Annotated in this window: 15 protein-coding genes and 1 tRNA gene; 2 read left to right on the plus strand and 14 right to left on the minus strand. The window is 67.4% G+C overall.

Annotated features, from left to right (window positions below):
• On the plus strand, positions 1–497 hold a 497-nt coding region (locus EKL94_RS06795), incomplete at its 5' end, for an IS3 family transposase (RefSeq protein ID WP_126928504.1).
• 464 nt (positions 498–961) lie between these two features.
• On the opposite strand, the gene pepQ is transcribed toward EKL94_RS06795, so the two are convergent.
• The 7 genes from pepQ to rph all read right to left on the minus strand — a co-directional run bounded on the left by pepQ (position 962) and on the right by rph (position 8215).
• Complete coding sequence (gene pepQ / locus EKL94_RS06800) at positions 962–2293, minus strand: Xaa-Pro dipeptidase (RefSeq protein ID WP_126928505.1); 1332 nt, start codon at positions 2291–2293, stop codon at positions 962–964.
• 75 nt (positions 2294–2368) lie between these two features.
• Positions 2369–2743: a PilZ domain-containing protein gene (locus EKL94_RS06805; protein WP_126928506.1), complete on the minus strand. Its 375-nt coding sequence runs from the start codon at positions 2741–2743 to the stop codon at positions 2369–2371.
• Complete coding sequence (locus EKL94_RS06810; protein WP_126928507.1) at positions 2740–5019, minus strand: DUF1631 family protein; 2280 nt, start codon at positions 5017–5019, stop codon at positions 2740–2742. The genes EKL94_RS06805 and EKL94_RS06810 overlap by 4 nt, the downstream gene beginning before the upstream one ends.
• A 202-nt stretch (positions 5020–5221) precedes the next feature.
• Positions 5222–6454 (minus strand): radical SAM family heme chaperone HemW, encoded by a 1233-nt coding sequence (gene hemW, locus EKL94_RS06815; RefSeq protein WP_126928508.1) that lies wholly within the window; start codon positions 6452–6454, stop codon positions 5222–5224.
• Between the two features lie 56 nt (positions 6455–6510).
• Positions 6511–7107 (minus strand): RdgB/HAM1 family non-canonical purine NTP pyrophosphatase, encoded by a 597-nt coding sequence (rdgB, locus tag EKL94_RS06820; protein ID WP_126928509.1) that lies wholly within the window; start codon positions 7105–7107, stop codon positions 6511–6513.
• Positions 7104–7493 carry a VOC family protein gene (locus EKL94_RS06825; RefSeq protein ID WP_126928510.1) on the minus strand — a complete coding sequence of 130 codons (390 nt, stop codon included), beginning with the start codon at positions 7491–7493 and terminating at the stop codon, positions 7104–7106. Before EKL94_RS06825 ends, rdgB begins: the two co-directional genes overlap by 4 nt.
• The gene (rph, locus tag EKL94_RS06830; RefSeq protein WP_005410889.1) at positions 7490–8215 is read right to left on the minus strand and encodes a ribonuclease PH; all 726 of its coding nucleotides are present in this window, start codon (positions 8213–8215) and stop codon (positions 7490–7492) included. The genes EKL94_RS06825 and rph overlap by 4 nt, the downstream gene beginning before the upstream one ends.
• 124 nt (positions 8216–8339) lie before the next feature.
• Here rph and EKL94_RS06835 point away from each other — a divergent pair, with 124 nt between their 5' ends.
• Positions 8340–9200 carry a YicC/YloC family endoribonuclease gene (locus EKL94_RS06835; protein WP_126928511.1) on the plus strand — a complete coding sequence of 287 codons (861 nt, stop codon included), beginning with the start codon at positions 8340–8342 and terminating at the stop codon, positions 9198–9200.
• A 25-nt stretch (positions 9201–9225) separates the two neighbouring features.
• Here EKL94_RS06835 and EKL94_RS06840 read toward each other — a convergent pair whose 3' ends face one another.
• The 7 genes from EKL94_RS06840 to fdhE form a co-directional block, all read right to left on the minus strand.
• Positions 9226–9879, minus strand: a complete 654-nt coding sequence (locus EKL94_RS06840; protein WP_126928512.1) for a nucleotidyl transferase AbiEii/AbiGii toxin family protein — start codon at positions 9877–9879, stop codon at positions 9226–9228.
• Entirely contained in the window at positions 9876–10367 is a 492-nt protein-coding gene (locus EKL94_RS06845) for a helix-turn-helix domain-containing protein (protein WP_126928513.1), read from the minus strand. The genes EKL94_RS06840 and EKL94_RS06845 overlap by 4 nt, the downstream gene beginning before the upstream one ends.
• Before the next feature lie 70 nt (positions 10368–10437).
• On the minus strand, positions 10438–11517 hold the full coding sequence (gene selD / locus EKL94_RS06850) for a selenide, water dikinase SelD (RefSeq protein WP_126928514.1): 1080 nt from the start codon (positions 11515–11517) through the stop codon (positions 10438–10440).
• Positions 11518–11543: 26 nt separating this feature from the next.
• Positions 11544–11639, minus strand: a tRNA-Sec gene (locus EKL94_RS06855).
• Between the two features lie 24 nt (positions 11640–11663).
• A complete protein-coding gene (selB, locus tag EKL94_RS06860; protein ID WP_126928515.1) occupies positions 11664–13595 on the minus strand; it encodes a selenocysteine-specific translation elongation factor in 1932 nt (643 codons plus the stop codon).
• Complete coding sequence (gene selA / locus EKL94_RS06865; protein ID WP_126928516.1) at positions 13592–15016, minus strand: L-seryl-tRNA(Sec) selenium transferase; 1425 nt, start codon at positions 15014–15016, stop codon at positions 13592–13594. Before selA ends, selB begins: the two co-directional genes overlap by 4 nt.
• A gap of 4 nt (positions 15017–15020) precedes the next feature.
• Positions 15021–16004 carry a formate dehydrogenase accessory protein FdhE gene (gene fdhE / locus EKL94_RS06870; RefSeq protein ID WP_126928517.1) on the minus strand — a complete coding sequence of 328 codons (984 nt, stop codon included), beginning with the start codon at positions 16002–16004 and terminating at the stop codon, positions 15021–15023.
• Positions 16005–16225: the final 221 nt, after the last annotated feature.

Raw genomic sequence — 16225 nt, forward strand, 5'->3', positions numbered from 1 at the left:
CCGAGCGGCCCAATCAGAAGTGGGTGACTGACGTGACCGAGTTCAAGGTGCAAGGCATGAAGCTGTACCTGTCGCCGATCATGGACCTCTACAACGGCGAAATTGTGGCTTATCAGATCAAGCGCCAACCCGTGTTCGACCTGGTGGGTCAGATGCTGGAGGAGGCCATCAAGAAGCTCGCACCGGATGAGCGCCCCATGATCCACTCCGACCAGGGCTGGCAGTACCAGCATGAAAACTACCGGCACATGCTGGAAAAACACTCTTTGAAGCAAAGCATGTCCCGGCGTGGCAACTGTCTGGACAATGCGGCAATGGAGAGCTTCTTCGGGACACTGAAGTCGGAATTCTTCTACCTGAACAGCTTTGACAGCATCGAAAATCTGGAGGCTGGGCTGGTGGAATACATCCAGTACTACAACGAAGAGCGCATCAAATTGAAATTGAAAGGCCTGAGCCCGGTAAAGTACCGGGAGCGGGCCCAATCGGCCGCCTGACCCCGTCCAAGTCTCGGGGGTTACTTCACCATGGGGGCTTGGTCGCGGCATCCATGCCGCTCACACCCCGCAAACCCACAGTACCCCGCCTTCGACAGGTTCACGCGGCTGTTGGTGGGTGCCGACCGTTGGTCGGCACATCTGTCAGATATCGAATGAATCATCCACGCATGGCGTGGATCTACTGGCAATTGCGATTGTTGGCACGCGCGGCTGTTGGTAGGTGTCGACCTTGGTCGACACAGAGCGAACGCAGCGAGCGACCCGCTTTTGCTTTTCTTTTCTCTTTTCCGTGGTTGGACGCGGCAGGAAACTGTCAAAGGTGGGGCGGGTAGGCCATGCAGGGGCGTTGGCGCCATGGATGGCGCCATCGAGCTTACAGGGACGTACTTGCAGCGTCCCCTGCATGGCCTACCCGCCCCGCCAAGCGCGGCTTTTGAATTCCGCATCCAACCACAAGGGGCTCAGCCGTTCGCCGCCGCAAACTCCGGCCGCGTCAGGTTGTCCGCTTCGCCCTCGGTGCACAGCACTTCGTCTTCGATGCGGATGCCGCCATACGGACGGAAGAAGTCCACGCGGTCCCAGTTGATCGCATCACCATGACCGGCGTCCTTCACTTCATTCAACAGCATGTCGATGAAGTACAGGCCCGGCTCGATGGTCACCACCATGCCCGGTTCCAGCACGCGGGTCAGGCGCAGGTACGGGTGGCCGGCCGGGCGCTCGATGCGGCCGCCTTCGTCGCTGGCCGCGAAGCCGGCCACGTCGTGCACCTGCAGACCGATCAGGTGGCCGATGCCGTGCGGGAAGAACGCGGCGCTGACGCCGGTCTCCAGCGCGGTCTGCGGCGACACCTTGATCACGCCGAAGTCCTTCAGCACGCCCATCAGCGAAAGATGTGCGTCCACGTGCAGCTGCTTGTAGTCGAAGCCCGGGCGCACCGCTGCGCACATCTGCTGCTGGGCGGCGTCAACGGCGGCGATCATCGCGGCGAATTCGTCGTGGCCCTGCGCGGCGTAGGTGCGGGTGATGTCGCTGGCGTAGCCGTACGCGCTGGCACCGGCATCGATCAGGAAGCTGCGCAGCGGCTGCGGTGCCTTGCGGCCCAGCTCGGTGTAATGCAGCACGGCGGCATGTTCGTTCAGCGCTACGATGTTGCCGTAGGGCAGCTCGTTGGCATCCTGGCCCACGGCCTGGCAGTACGCCATGTGGATGCTGAACTCGTCGGCGCCGTTGCGGAACGCGGCTTCGGCGGCGCGGTGGCCGCGCACGCCCAGCACCTGCGCCTGGCGCATCAGTGCGATTTCATACGGCGTCTTGCTGCCGCGGTGCCATTCCAGGTAGTTCACCACCGGCGCCGGGTTGTTCGGCACGTAGTTGCCCAGCGCGCTCTGCGGCTCGCCGAGGATCGCGCAGCGCGACGGGTCGGCCGGCAGCAGGGCCAGCGCCTCTTCGGGCTTGCGGATGATGTGGATGTCGAAGTGCTCCACCCACCAGCCGCTGGGGGCATCCGGCACCACGTGCCAGTAGTCGAAGGGCTGGTGGAAGATCACTGCCGGGCGCTTGCCCGGGGTGAACACGATCCAGCTGTTGGGCACGCGGGTCAGCGGCAGCCAGACCTTGAACTGCGGGTTGACCGCATACGGGTAGTCGCGGTCGTCGAACACCTGGTAGTGCAGGGTGCCGCTGGGCACCACCAGGTGATCGAAGCCACCGCGGGCCAGCGCCTGTTCGGCACGTCGGCACAGCACGGCCAGGTGGTCGGAATACAGGGCGCCGGGGTCTTGCTGGATCATTGCGGTGGCTCGACACGGAAAACGGCCCTAGATTCTGCCGCATACCGCGAAAAACCGCTGTGCCGGAACCGGCACTCAGGCCGTCGAAACCGGTCCCTCGTCGCTGTCCTCGCCCACCCACTGGCGCAGCAGCTGCCGATGTTCGCGTGACAGGGTCAGGAAGCGGAAGCCGGTCCAGCTCTGCCCGGGAACGTGCGCGGGCTCGCTCCACAGCAGATGCACGCCCACGTCGATGGCCTGCTGGCGGCCATCACCCAGTGGCAACGGGAAGCGCAGCTGGTACAGCGCATCCTCGCGCAGCGGGGCGCTGGCCAGCATCAGCATGCCGGTTTCGGAGACATTGCCGAGGCGCCCGACCACGCACTCGCGCATCTGGTCGGTAACCGGCACCAGGTCCGAGACCTGGCGGCGTGGCGCGCGTCGGGTGTCCTGCGGCGGTACGGCTTTCATGCGGGGGTCTCCTGTGCGCGGCCCGTGGCCAGTGCACGCAGTGCACCGAGGCTGGCTTCCCAGGCGCGGTCGACCAGCCGGCCCTTGTCTTCGGTGACCAGCTGCGCGCGCCCGGCACTGATCTGCCGTGCCAGCGCATCCAGGTCGGTATCGGTGATCTTCTGCCCGCGCGCATTGACGAACAACGCGTGGCCGGTCAGCAGGCTGTACCAGGACAGGCGCTGGCGGCGCATCGTGCCATCGCCCATGTCGATGTCGAACCAACTGCCGAACGGCAGGCTGGACAGCTGTCGGTAGGCCGCTTCTTCGGCGCTGCTGCGCGGCGTGGCAGGTGCGGTGCCACTGTTCGTGCCGGCGTGCTCGCCCAGGCGCGCACGTGCCTTCAGGCGTGCGCTGAGCTCGGTACGCGAGGTGCTTTCATCCTCGCCGCCGGGCGTGGCCAGCCTGCGCGCGACGGCGGCGGCTTCCTCGGCGTGGTAGCCGACCTGCAGCAGTGCGGCCTCCACGTCCGCTGCCAGCGCGGTATCGGTGCCGCCGGGGGCGTCGATGGCTTGCGCGGTGATGGCAGCGATGCGCTCGGTCTGTTGCAGGCGTTCCTGCCACTGTGGCGAATCGTCGCCATGGCGCAGGCGGGTGAGGGTCAGTGCATCGGCCCAGGCCTGGCGCAGCAGGGTCTGCACGAAGCGCGGTGGCGACTGCGTGTCGCAGCACTGGTCGATCTGTGCGGTGGCCTGGCGACGGGCCAGTTCCAATCGTTCCTTGCCGCGCGCGGCTTCCACGTGGCGGCGCTCGGCCAGTTCGGCACGATGGGCCGCCGCGCGCTGGTGCTGCTGCACGTCTTCGTTGGCGGCGGCAAAGGCTTCCGGCGCACGCGCATCCTGCCCCAGCAGGCCCTGCACGCTCTGCGCCATGCGCTGCAGCAGCTGCGGGTCCACATCCTCATCGCCCAGCCAGTTGGCGCCGACTTCGGCGATCTGGTTGAGCAGCTCACGCGCGGGGTGTTCGTCGCGCACGAAGAAGCCCGGATCGGCCATCGCCGCGCGTGCCAGGGGCACCTGCAGGCGAGCCAGCAGCGCGGCCGGCACCGGATCGGGACGCTGCTGCTGTTGCACCTGCTGCATCAGCATGCGCAGCAGGTCGAGGTTGTCCCGGTCGTGACTGCCCAGCTGGGCCTGCGCACCATGCTCGCTGCGCAGCTGCGCGACCACGGCAGCCTGCAGGTCGGCCACACCGGTTGCCGCACTGGACTGGGCCTGCAGGCGCGCGAGTACCGCGTCGACTGCCGCGCTGGGCACCGCGCCGCTGTCCGCCGGTGCAGGGCTGGCATGCCGCGCCTGCTGCAGCAGTTCATGCAATGCACTGCCGGTGGATGTGGTCACGCCCGGCGTGGCGGGGCCGGCTGCGCCGCCCTCGTGGAAGGCGTCCTGCACCAGGCTGGACCAGGAGCCGGCCGGTGCCGAACCGTTCCAGCCGGTGAGGGGGGCTGCGGTGCGCTTGGCCGGCTGCGTGGTGCGGCCACCTCCCACCGACTGGGTGATGATCCGCCGCGTGCTCGACGAGCGTGCCAGGTAGGGGGTGTAGACCAGCCCCTGCAGTACGCCGGACTGGGCCAGCAGGGCATTGGCACGGTCAAGGATATCGCCCAGCCGTTCCAGCACCTGCCGTTCGAAACTGCGATACAGCGCCAGCTGTACCTCGACGCTCAGCGCGTCCTGTTCGGCAATCCGGCGCACCATCGCGCACAGTGCCTGCGGTGCCAGCGGCAGGGTGTCGGCCTCGAAGGCCGGCGCCGCCGCCAGTACGCCCAGGCGTTGGCCCAGCAGGTTCAGTGTGTTGGTTGAACGCAGGGTTTCGCGCCGCACCATCTCGGTCAGCAGCAGGTCGCGATCCACTTCGTGCTCATCAACCAGCGACAGCCCGAGCATGCCCGGCAGCGCTGGCGGCCTAGCACTGGTGCTGACACCGCTGACCGGTTCGCGCAGGCGTGCGAGGGCGTCGGCCACGGCATCGAGCATGCGGTCGGCGAAGTGGCCGGCGAAGGCGTGCAGCTGTCCACGCTGGGCCATCAGCTCGGCCTGCTGCTGCGGATTGCGTGCGCGATCGGCGTCGTGCAGCAGGGTCTGCTCCAGCGCTTCGACGGTCAGAATCAGGGGCGCCGCCAGCGTCTGCCGGCACAGGCCGATCAGCGCGCCCAGCAGCTCACGTACCCGCGGTGGCAGGTCGCTGGCGGCCAGGCGGTTCTTGTCGGCAGGAGTGATGGAAAAGACAGCTGACATCGGCAGGCGGTACCCGGATTCCCGCGGATCGATCTGGTGAATCTACCGTGTCGGCCGCTGTCGGCGCTACTTTAGGGTGGATGTGCATCCCGTTCGCCGGGCATGGCCCGACCGATGAACGGTAGTGCCGGCCGCTGGCCGGCAGTTCTGTCTTCACCGGATTGCCGACCAGCGGCCGGCACGACCCTCTGTCAGGCGAGGATCAATCTTCCAGGAACAGGCTCACCACATCGTTGGTGAAGCGGCGGCCCAGCTCGGTCGGTTGCACATGGCCATCCGTCACGTCCAGCCAGCCGCGCTGGACGGCCTCGGCCAGGGGAGCGTCCAGCACGCTGCGTGGCAGCCCGGTGCGCGATTCGAAATCGCGCAGGCCGAAACCTTCGTGCAGGCGCAGCAGGTTGAGCATGTACTCGAACGGCAGGCGTTCGGCTGCGATCACGTCGTCGCCACCGAACGAGGTCGGAGTACCGGCGCTGTCCAGGTAGGCCTGCGGATGCTTCAGCTTCCAGCGGCGCAGCACGTGTTCCTCGGCGCCCGAGCTGATCTTGCCGTGCGCGCCGGCACCGATGCCCAGGTAATCGCCGAAGCGCCAGTAGTTCAGGTTGTGCGCGCTCTGCCGGCCCGGCCGGGCATAGGCGCTGACCTCGTACTGGCCGAAGCCGGCCTGCGCCAGCAGGGCCTGGCAGTGTTCCTGCATGTCCCAGGCATTGTCTTCATCGGGAATGCCCTGCGGCGGCCGCGCGAAGAACACCGTGTTCGGTTCCAGGGTCAGCTGGTAGTGCGAGATGTGCGCCGGCTGCAGCGCGAACGCGCGTTCCAGGTCAGCCTCGGCACCGGCCAGGGTCTGTTCCGGCAGTGCGTACATCAGGTCGATGTTGAAGTTGTCGTAGCCCGCGTCCTGGGCCATCTTCACCGCGCGCTCGGCTTCACCACTGTCGTGGATGCGGCCCAGGCGCTTGAGCATCGCATCGTCGAAACTCTGGATGCCGAAGCTGAGGCGGTTCACGCCGGCCGCGCGGTAGCGGTCGAAACGGCCATGCTCGGCCGTGCCCGGGTTGGTTTCCAGGGTGATTTCGGCGTTGGGGGCAAAGCGCAGGCGCGCGCTGGCCTGCTGCAGGAAGCGGTCGATCGCCTCCGGCGGAAACAGGCTGGGCGTGCCGCCACCGAAGAACACGCTGTGCACCACCCGGCCCCAGACCAGCGGCAGGTCCTGGTCCAGGTCGCGCAGCAGTGCATCGATGTAGGCATCGAACGGCAGCTCGCCCTTGGCCTGGTGCGAATTGAAATCGCAGTACGGGCATTTGCGCACGCACCACGGCAGGTGCACGTACAACGACAGCGGTGGCGGCACCAGCCGCGGCGGGCTGTCGTGGTCGGCGGAGCAGGCTTCGCCGGGCAGGTGGTTGCAGTGGTCGTGGTCGTGGGCGTGCGGCATGGGCTTCTTCGGTAATGCCGGCCGCTGGCCGGCTTCCCTGGTTCGATCGGGTGGCGTCAGTACAGCGTCGCCAGCTGCTGCTTGAGCTGCTGCAGGGCAATGGCGCGGTGGCTGATGGCGTTCTTCAGCGCCGGCTCCATTTCCGCGGCGGTCAGGCCGTGGGCGGTGTCCAGAAACACCGGGTTGTAGCCGAAACCATTGGTGCCACGCAGCTCGCGGATGATCTGGCCTTCCCAGCGGCCTTCGCAGATCAGCGGCTGCGGGTCGGTGACGTGGCGCAGCAGCACGATCACCGCATAGAAGCGGGCGCTGCGCTGGCCATCGGGAATGTCGGCCATCGCGTCCAGCAGCTTGGCGTTGTTGGCCGCGGCGTTGGTCGGGTGGCCGGCATAGCGCGCGCTGTACAGGCCGGGCGCACCGTCGAGGGCATCGACGATCAGGCCCGAATCATCGGCCAGCGCCGGCAGGCCGGTCGCTTCGCAGGCTGCGCGTGCCTTCAGCAGCGCGTTCTCGACGAAGGTCAGGCCGGTCTCTTCCACGTCGCCCAGGCCCAGTTCGGCGGCCGAGGTGATCTGCAGCGGCAGGTCGGCGAGGATCTCCTGCATCTCCACCAGCTTGCCGGCGTTGTGGCTGGCCAGTACCAGTTTCTTCATTGGCGGGGCTCCAGCAGGTCCCAGGTGTTGCCATACAGATCGCGGAACACCGCGACCGTTGCATAGGGTTCTTCGCGCGGCGCTTCCAGGAACTCGACCCCGGCGGCCAGCATCGCGGCGTGGTCGCGATGGAAGTCATCGGTGTTGAGGAAGAAGGCGACGCGGCCACCGGTCTGGTTGCCGATGCGGCTGCGCTGTTCCTCGTCGCTGGCGCGGGCCAGCAGCAGGGCGGCGGCGCTGCCATCGGTCGGCCCGACCACCACCCAGCGCTTGCTGCCCTGGTCGATGTCGTCCAGCAGGGCGAAGCCGAGCTTGCCGGTGTACCAGGCAATGGCTTCGTCATAGTCGGCCACCACCAGGGTGGTCAGGGCGATGCGGCGGTTCATGCCGACAGCGCCGCCTGCTGTGCGGCCAGCAGTTCGCCAACGCCCTTTTCGGCCAGGCCCAGCAGCGCGTCCAGTTCATCACGACGGAAGGCGTGGCCTTCGGCGGTGCCCTGCAGCTCGATGAAGCCACCACCGTCGTTCATCACCACGTTCATGTCGGTGTCGCAGTCGCTGTCTTCGGCGTAGTCCAGGTCCAGCACCGGGGTGCCGCGGTACACGCCCACCGATACGGCGGCCACCGCGCCCAGGATCGGGTTGCGCTTGATGTCGCCACGCTTCATCAGCACGTTCACCGCATCGACCAGCGCCACGTAGGCGCCGGTGATGGCGGCGGTGCGGGTGCCACCGTCGGCCTGCAGCACGTCGCAGTCGAGGGTGATGGTGCGTTCGCCCAGCGCGTTGCGGTCCACGCACGCGCGCAGGCTGCGGCCGATCAGGCGCTGGATCTCCAGCGTGCGGCCACCCTGCTTGCCGCGGGCCGCTTCACGGTCGCTGCGGGTGTGGGTGGCACGCGGCAGCATGCCGTACTCGGCGGTCACCCAGCCTTCGCCCTTGCCACGCAGGAAGCCCGGCACGCGGTTCTCGACGCTGGCGGTGCACAGCACACGGGTTTCACCGAAGCACACCAGCACCGAACCTTCGGCGTGGCGGGTGAAGCCGCGTTGGATGACGACCGGGCGGAGCTGGTCGGGCTGGCGGCCGCTGGGGCGGGAATCGGACATGGTGCGGGTTCCGTAATGGCGAGGGAGTACGCCGCCACGCCCGCAGCCTTCACGGGGCGGGCAAGGGGGCTCTGGTGAGGGCGCTAGGGTACCATTCCCCCTTTGCACGCACCGGACACAATCCATGATTCGAAGCATGACCGCCTATGCCGGCGGCGAGCGGGTCACCCCGTGGGGCACGCTGGGCTGCGAGCTGCGCTCGGTCAACCACCGCTTCCTGGAGGTCGGCACCCGCCTGCCCGAGGAACTGCGGGCGCTCGAGCCGCAGCTGCGCGAGCGCATCGCCGCGCGCCTGAGCCGTGGCAAGCTGGATCTGGTGATGCGCCTGCGCGCGCCGGAAGCGGCGGCCAACCTGCAGGTGGACGAGGCCCTGCTGGGCCAGCTGGGCCGCCTGGCGCACCGCCTGACCTCCGATTTCCCCAACCTGCAGGTCAGCTTCACCGACCTGCTGCAGCTGCCGGGCGTGACCCGTGGCGAGGCCACCGACGCCGCCGCCCTGCAGGTCGAGGCTCTGGCGCTGCTGGACCAGGTGCTGGATGGCTTCGTCGAGGCCCGTGAGCGCGAAGGCGGCAAGTTGTCCTCGGCCATCAGCGAGCGCGTGGACGGCATCGAACGCATCGCCACCGAAGTGCGCACGCTAATTCCGGCCATTCGCGACGGCCAGCGCGCCAAGCTGGCCGCACGCCTGGCCGACCTGCCGCACCCGGTCGACCCCGGCCGTGCCGAGCAGGAGCTGGTCCTGTGGCTGCAGAAGCTGGACGTGGATGAAGAGCTGGACCGCCTCGGCAGCCACATCGTTGAGATCCGCCGCGTGCTCAAGCAGCGCGAGCCGGTCGGTCGACGCCTGGACTTCCTGCTGCAGGAGTTCAACCGCGAAGCCAACACGCTGGGCTCGAAGTCGGTGGACAGCCGTACCTCCAATGCCGCGGTGGAGCTGAAGGTGCTGATCGACCAGATCCGCGAACAGGTGCAGAACATCGAGTGATGCTCTGCGCAATCGCCTGGGAGGATCAAAGTCCTTCCAGGTAGTCTCCGGCAATCGCGACGCAGTGGTCGAAGCCTGGCGTGTAGTCCAGCGTGTCGATGGCCTTGAACGCAATCTTCAATGTCGGATGGGGATTGCGTATCTGATCAAGAAACGTTGATCGATGGCGCACCAGTGCGTCTGCGGCGGCCGCCAGCGCGTCCGGCTCGCGTTCGATGACCAGCGCAAGATCGAACAGGTCTCGGGCCGTTGTTCGATGCCCGCGATGGAACATTTTCTTGGCGATGATTTCCGCCGACGTTTCCACGCGTATGCGCTGCCCATCGATCGTCCATTCCTCCCAGGCATCATCAAGAAGATTGGGCGCCGCGACGAAATCCACCTCGCCTTCCTCGAACTGCAGCTTGACCCAGGCGCTGGGATCTTCGCTGTAGTCGCTGGTCAGGTTTGCGGCCACATCGCTCAAGCGGGGAGTGACGAAGCCCAGGTATTGGGGGTTCGGCACGAAAATGTCGATGTCCTTGCTGAGTCGGTGCCGATGTCGAAACATCAGTACCGTTCCGCCGCCCAACGTCCAGAACGGATCGGTGACGCCGCCATGGCACCGGATCTCCCCGATGAGGACAAGCGCCCGGGGCAGCAGCGCCTGCCAGGCACCGCCAGGCAATTCGCGGTTCACATCCACAGGTCCTTGCGATGGGCAGAAAGTGTGTTGGCCATCTTCGCCACGTTGCGCCAGATGCGCCGTGGTGGCATCTGCGCGCCGATTGCAGCTTCCTCGACCGCCATCACCATCATGGCGGGAGGGGCTTCATCCAGCAGGTGCGCCATCTGCGCCGCGTAGGTGGCAGGAACTTCCCCACTGACCAGCACGCGCGCCAGCTCGCCAGCCGTCAGTTCCCTTGCGTAGCTCACGTTGGCGGTGCGTGCGGCCATTTTCAGGCCTTGCTTGCGCAGCCGGCTTTCGGTGGTTGGTGCCGGTGCATCCAGACCGAGCACGGCCATCAACTGTCCCACGCGATTGACACCCAGGTCGCTCAGGGTGCCCCCCTCCAGGCCGACCACGGTCTGCCGGGAAAGGCCGCTGAGATGAGCCAGTTGGCCTTGCGACAGGCCAAGCTGCTCACGGCGGGCACGAACCGCCTTGCCGATGTCGATCAGGTTCATGGCTTGAGTGTCCAATATTTTGGACATAATTCAAGCCCCCGGAAACGGGACGTTGGCAAACCTTCACGTCTCAAACCACGCTGACGCCCGGCGCTCCTTCGCTCAAACGCCCGACCACGGCTGCCTGGCCGAACCCCGCGTCGTGGAAGCAGGCCAGCACCGCATCCGCCGCTTCCGGGGCGCAGGACACCAGCAGGCCGCCGCTGGTCTGAGGGTCGGTCAGCAGTGGCTGCCAGTGTGCCGGCAACCCATCGGCGAAGCGCACCTCGGCGCCATACGAGGCCCAGTTGCGGTGGGAAGCGCCGGTCACGCAGCCACGCTGCAGCAGCTCCAGCGCCTGCGGCAGCAGCGGCACCTGTGCACTGCCCACCTCGGCAGCGACACCACTGGCGCGGCACACTTCCAGCAGGTGGCCGAGCAGGCCGAAGCCGGTGACGTCGGTCATGGCATGCACGCCGTCCAGCGCAGCCAGCGGCACGCCCACGGTGTTCAGGCGGGTGGTCGACGCGATCATCTGCTGGTAGCCGTCGGCATCCAGCACTTCCTTCTTCAGCGCCGACGAATACACGCCCACGCCCAACGGCTTGCCCAGCACCAGCACGTCGCCTGCGCGGGCATCGGCATTGCGCTTGAGTCGCTGCGGGTCGAGCACGCCGATCGCGGCCAGGCCGTAGATGGGTTCCACCGAATCGATGCTGTGGCCACCAGCGACCACGATGCCGGCATCGGCGCAGGAGCGTTCGCCCCCCTGAAGAATGCCGCGGATGGTGTCCTGCGGCAGCGTGTTGATCGGCATGCCGACGATGGCCAGTGCGAACAATGGCCGGGCACCCATCGCGTACAGGTCCGACAACGCGTTGGTGGCGGCGATGCGGCCGAAGTCGAACGGGTCGTCGACGATGGGCATGAAGAAATCGGTGGTGGCGACAATTGCCTGGCGATCATCGAGGCGGTACACCGCCGCGTCGTCGCTGGTCTCGCGGCCGACCAGCAGTTCAACCGGTGCCGGAAGCGCCGGAACGCCGCGCAGCAGTTCGCTCAGTACGCCCGGCGCGATCTTGCAGCCGCAGCCACCACCGTGTGCCAGCGAGGTCAGTCGTTGCGGGGCATCGGCCGTTGAAGGGGCGGGGGACTGTGCGTGCGTGGCCATGCCGACATCTCCTGCGGGAACGCGAATGGCGGAAGGCAGCAGGAGTCGAACCTACCAGGGAACGATCGACGCCCCCTACTGGGTTTGAAGCCCAGCCGCATGCCCGGATGCGCATGCCTTCCGAAAGTACGGCGGTACCGGTGGGCTCAGTCGCGGGCTGCGTTCCACTGCAGGTCGCCGCGCGGCCGATGCTGGTCACCGACGCGTCGAGTGTAGCCAACGCGATTGAAGAACTCCAAGATCTGGATGCTGCGTTTGCGGCCCAGGCCGATAGCATCGCGGAACGTGGCCGCATCCACCGTGCCGCTGGCCTGTGACAGCTGCGCGACGATCGCGGCGAGTTCCGCAATGCACGCGGGTGCATAGAACAGGTCCGGCACCACCTGGAACAGCTCGCCACGTGCGGTGGCGCGGCGCAGGACGGCGCGGACTTCGTCTTCGGCCAGGCCGATCTCGGCAGCAAGGGTGCGCACCCACGGCGGATCGAAGCGACCGGCGTGCAGTTGCGGCAGCACGCGTTCCAGCAGCAGACGCTCGCGTTCCGGTGGCGCATGGTCATGCCCGGGCAGGCGCCACCAGGCACCCACGCGTTGCACGCTGCCGTCGTCCAGCAGGTCCTGCAGCAGCGCATTCCAGAGGCTCGCTGCAAGCGCGGGCAGGGTGCTGCGCTGCAGGCGGCCGCTGTCGACACCGGGTTCGTCCGGGCGTCGCTCATGCCATCCACGCAGTGAGGCGATCACCTGCTCGCGCAATGCCTGCCAGTGCGACACAAGGATGACTACCGTGTCTTCGCGGGTGACGATGCGTCGCGTGCCTGCAGGAAGATCGATCCGGTCGGCGGCGCGCCGGCAGTAGCGCTGCAGCGCGGCCATGGCAACGCCGAAGGGCGCCTGCTGCAACAGTGGGCCGATTCCCGCACCCGCGGCCAGTTGCTCCAGTGCTCCCAGCCATGCGAGCCGTGCAGGACTGCGCCGGCGCCGCTGTGGCGGGTCCGGATCGAGCACGAGGCCGCCGCCCAGCGTGTGGGTGGCCGCTGAATCGCGGGCAATGAAGCGATCGCCACACATCGCACAGACCGGAGCATCGAACACCAGTTGCACCAACTGCCCATCACCGTGGTCATGGTCCTCCAGCAGCACCACATGGGCCTGCCGGTGCATCGTGCCCCAGTGGATATGCAGCGGTGCCCAGTCGCGCAACGGTGCGGCCAACGCGGACAGCCGCAACCGCACATCAACGCGGGTGGTGGCCAGCAGTGCGCGTGCGTCGGCGATCCAGTCACCGCGGTGGATGTCGTCACGGGCGATGGCCGCCAGGTTCAGCGCGCAGCGCTGCCCGGCCATCGCGTGGTCACTGGCCTGGTTCTGCGCGTGGATGCTGCGTATGCGCACTTCAGTGGCGGCCGGCATCAGTTGCAGATGCTCACCCACCGAGGCGATGCCGCCGTGCACTGCGCCGGTCACCAGCGTGCCGTGGCCGGCCAGCGAGAACACGCGGTCCACCGGCATGCGGAACAGCTCGCTGCGCAGTTCGGCCTGGCGCGTGCTGGCGTCGTCCGCCGCCCACGCGTGCAGCTGGGTACGCAGCGCGTTGATGCCAGCATCGTCGGGTGCGGTGCTGTTGCAGGTGAACACAGGGGAATCCTGCAGTGGCGTGCCGGCCAGCAGGGCAGCGACCTCGATCTCGACCCGGGCCAGGCGCGCCGCATCCACACGGTCGATCTTGGTCAGCGCCACCGCACCGCGGTTCACGCCCAGCAGTTGCAGGATGGCCAGATGTTCGCGGGTCTGTGGCATCACGCCGTCGTCGGCAGCGATGACCAGCAGGGCGCCGTCGATACCCGTGGCGCCGGCCACCATCGTGTGCACGAAGCGCTCGTGGCCCGGCACGTCGACGAAACCCAGCGTCGCGACAGGACCTGTGCCGTCCCTGCGTTCCACAGGAACATAGGCATAGCCCAGCTCGATGGAAATACCACGCGTACGCTCTTCCTGCAGGCGATCGGTTTCGATGCCGGTCAGTGCCCGTACCAGGCTGGTCTTGCCATGGTCGATATGCCCGGCGGTGCCGACGATCATGCCTGCAGCGTGCTCCACTGGGCGAGGAAGTCGGCTTCGTCGGCCGGTTCCAGGCAACGCAGGTCCAGCCACAACGCGTCATCGGCAATGCGGCCCAGCACCGGGCGCGGTAGCTGACGCAAGCGCTTGGCCAGGCGATCCAGTCCGCCACGGCGTGCGCTGGCAATGCGCAGTCCGGCGCTGGCCAGCTGCGCCTGTGGCTGCGCGCCGCTGCCGATCTGGCTGCGCATCGACGCAGGCTCGAGGGTGTAGTCCGCCGCCAGCGAGGCACGCATCGGCTGCAGCAGGCGCTGGGCCTGCGCATCGATATGCTCCTGCGTGCGCGACAGCATGCGCAGCGTCGGTAGCCGCTGCGCCAGCAGCTCCGGTTCGCGGTACAGGGCCAGCACCGCTTCCAGTGCGGCCAGGCCCATCTTGTCCATGCGCAGTGCGCGCTTGAGCGGGTTGCGGTTGATCCGCGCGATCAGGTCGGCGCGACCGGCGATGATGCCGGCCTGCGGGCCACCCAGCAGCTTGTCGCCGCTGAACGAAACCAGATCGGCGCCGTCCGCCAGTGTTTCCTGCACGGTGGGCTCGTGCGGCAGGCCGAACGTGGCCAGATCGCACAGGCTGCCACTGCCCAGGTCCACCACCAGCGGCAGGCCATGCTTGTGCGCGATCGTGGCCATCGCCGCCGTGTCGACCTTGGCAGTGAATCCGGTGATCGCGTAGTTGCTGGCATGCACTTCCATCAGCAGCGCTGTGCGCGCGCCGATGGCGTTGGTGAAGTCGGCCGCATGGGTGCGGTTGGTGGTACCCACTTCCAGCAGCCGAGCGCCCGCGCTGCGCATCACATCCGGGATGCGGAAAGCGCCGCCGATCTCCACCAGCTCGCCGCGTGAGACGGCCACCTCGCGGCGGTTGGCCAGGCTGTTGAGCAGCAGCAGGACCGCTGCCGCATTGTTGTTGACCACGGTGGCGGCTTCAGCGCCGGTCAGTTCGCAGATCAATGCCTGCACCCGTGCATCGCGGTCTCCGCGACGGCCACGGATGACGTCGAACTCCAGATCCACCGGCGCGGTCATCGCGCGGGTGACGGCCTGCACCGCGGCCTCGGGCAGCAATGCGCGGCCCAGATTGGTATGCAGCACGGTGCCGGTCAGGTTGAACATCGGCTGCAGATCCAGCCGTGCATCGGCCGCCAGTGCGGCCTCGACCGCCGCAACCAGCGCCGGACCGTCAACCGCTTCCTGCAGCTGCGCGGTCGACAACTGGCCGGCGCTGATACGGTCGCGCAGCACCTGCAGGTGCGAACGCAGCAGCTGGGTGATGCGGTTTCGACCGTGGCCTTCGATCAGCGCCGCCAGTGCAGGCAGGCGCAGCACCCGGTCCAGTGAGGGCAGGGTGGCGGCCGATGCCGGGGTGGGGGGCGTGGCTGTCATCGCCTCAATCGCCGTCGGATTGCCACAGCAGCGGATTCTGGCTGGCACGCGCATAGCCTTCCTCGGCCAGCAGCAGATCCAGCGCCAGCGTGCCGAGGTCATCGGCCACCGGCTCCAGTGACGGGTCTTTCTCCAGATACAGGATCTTGCGGTAGCTGTGGCAGTGGTCGCAGGTCTCGGCGCGTACCGCGCTCTCGCGCACCGCCTCGCCGCTGTCGCCGTGCACATCGGCCAGGGCGCGATAGGCGATGTCCTTGCCGGCGGCACCACATTGGCTGCACTGCACGCGCACGTAGTGCCACTGGCAGGCGCACAGCGAGCACGACAGGTAACGGTAAGACGCATAGGGTGGGCGTGCCTGCACCACGCTGGTCACCGGCAACGTGCCGCACAGCGGGCACAGCCCAGGCGCATCGGCCAGCGGCTTCAGGTCGGTGGGGCGGAAGCTGGCTGAGAGCACCGCCCAGTAAACCTGCAGTGCGTTCATCACCAGCAGCGCAGCGACCGCATCCACCGACGGCGCATCATCGCGCTCCAGCACCGCGTGTGCCTGCGCATCCAGCCAGGCGTCGTCGGCCGCGGCGACGCGTTGCAGCTCCTGCCGGGTTTCCACCGGCAGCCCCGCTTCGTCGGCACAGTGCTGGCACAGCGTGCGCAGCCAGTCGCGCCAACAGCCATCCAGCTGAAGTGTGTTGGCCGGCCGCAACGGCATCCCGGCGCCGGCCGCCGCACTCGACTGCTGTGCACGCGCCTGTGCCTGAAGTTCCTCGCGTTGCTGCGGTGTCAGATCCTCCAGCAGCGCCTGCTGCGCATCGGCCAACGCCGCCAGCAGCTGCAGGTAACCACCGATGGCACTGTGTGCAGCCAGACTGCGCAGGCGGTCCGCACGTCCGGCAAACAGCGACGCGGTATCGGGCAGGATGATGCGCGGAACATCGCGCGAGGCCAGCGTCTCGATCTCACCGGGTTCAAGGATGCGTTGCGCCATGCAGGGCCAGCCAGAAGAACCAGCCTCCATCCTCGCCGTTGTCAGCGCTGGCGTCCAGCGCATTGCAGGCCATTTGAAATGGATGGGGTCAGATCCGTTTTCCATAGGAAAACGGATCTGACCCCATCGGTTGTTGCCGTGTTCATTGTGTCGACCAAGGTCGACACCCACCAACAGCAACGCAGAACGCCGTCCCGACAGATCGCAGGAACCTGTCGAAG

Source organism: Stenotrophomonas maltophilia (assembly GCF_003970865.1).
Classification (GTDB): domain Bacteria; phylum Pseudomonadota; class Gammaproteobacteria; order Xanthomonadales; family Xanthomonadaceae; genus Stenotrophomonas; species Stenotrophomonas maltophilia_AR.